This is a genomic window from Rhizobium sp. 01T417 (assembly GCF_056398905.1).
The window spans coordinates 1-1,404 of record NZ_JBFTQH010000130.1 but is presented as its reverse complement, the minus strand read 5'-3'; the positions used below and the strand labels follow the sequence as shown (position 1 = coordinate 1,404).

At 57.3% G+C, this 1,404-nt stretch carries 1 protein-coding gene; it reads right to left on the bottom strand.

Going from position 1 to position 1,404, the window contains the following annotated elements; translation table 11 throughout:
- Positions 1–1,224 (bottom strand): aldehyde dehydrogenase family protein (locus tag AC1DPR_RS31930; RefSeq protein ID WP_477818023.1); only part of this gene is annotated, 1,224 nt, incomplete at its 3' end.
- Positions 1,225–1,404 lie beyond the last annotated feature (180 nt).

The following is a 1,404-nucleotide window of genomic DNA, read 5'->3' as shown; positions in this document are numbered from 1 at the left end:
GTACCCACCCAGCCCATATTTCGTGCCATTCGCGATGGCAACGGCTTCATCCTCTGTCTTGTAGGAAAGCACCGACAACACCGGTCCGAAGATCTCCTCCTGTGCGATGGTCATGTCTGGTCGCACGTCAGCGAAAATCGTCGGCTGGATGAAGTAGCCACGATTCAGGCCTTGAGGCCGACCCACCCCACCGCATACCAGTCGGGCGCCCTCTTCCAGGCCACGCTCAATATAGCTTTGCACGCGCTCGAACTGAGGTCGATTCACGACCGGGCCAACCGTGGTGTCGGGACTCTGCGGGTCCCCTACTCGCACCTTCTTTGCCTCACGTTCGAGGATCTCGATGAACTCTTCAGCCTGGCTCTCGTGAACGAGGATTCGAGTGGGAGAGTGACAAGACTGCCCGGTATTGGAGAAGCCCCGATTGACGTTGTAGCGTGCGGCGGCTTCCAAGTCGGCGTCCTGAAGAACGATGTTTGCGGACTTTCCGCCAAGCTCCTGGCAGACGCGCTTTACAGTGTCGGCAGCCGACTGCGCCACGAGGATCCCTGCACGCGTGGATCCGGTAAAGGAGATCATGTCCACGTCCGGATGGCGACTCAGCGCATCGCCGACGGTCGGACCATCGCCATTGATGATGTTCACCACGCCAGCAGGAACTTCCGCGGCGTGCAGAACTTCGGCAAGCAGCAATGCATCGACTGGCGTGTACTCACTTGGCTTTACCACCACCGTGCAGCCAGCCGCGATCGCGGACGCCAGCTTCCCACACAGCAACTGCAGTGGCCAGTTCCAGGCTGTGATCAATGCGCACACTCCAATAGGCTCACGCAGGATCACGTTGTCGCCCATGCAGCTTTCGAACTCGTACTCGCGCAGCGTAATGATGGCTTGCTTGAACGCCTGAAGCGCAGTACTCGTCTGTCCCGTCAGGGAAAGTGGCGCCCCCATTTCCTCGGAGATAGCGTTCATGAGGTCAGACTGTCTCGAGGCGAAGACCTCAACGATCCGCTCTAGCAAGGCAATACGATCAGACTTCGAAGTCACACTGAAGGACCCAAAAGCTTTCCTTGCCGCAGCTACCGCGCGATCCACATCCGCAATCTCACCAAGCCGCACCTTCGCAAAGGGAGTTTCGGTGGCAGGGTTGACCAGTTCAAAGTTGCGGGTGCCGACCGACTGGACCCACTCTCCTCCGATGTAGAACTTATCAAACGTCTTCATACCTTCCTCTAGCTGAATAGACACTTTTTGCGCGACTTGATGGACATTCGCGGAGCGCAGCGCACTTGCTCAGAGGCGCCGCGTTCGACCTTCAATCATGGCTTGCTCACTACCTTAACCATACTCTACATTAGTTCCGTTGTACAACCCGGGTTTCGAACACCGAAACGTTTGAAATTG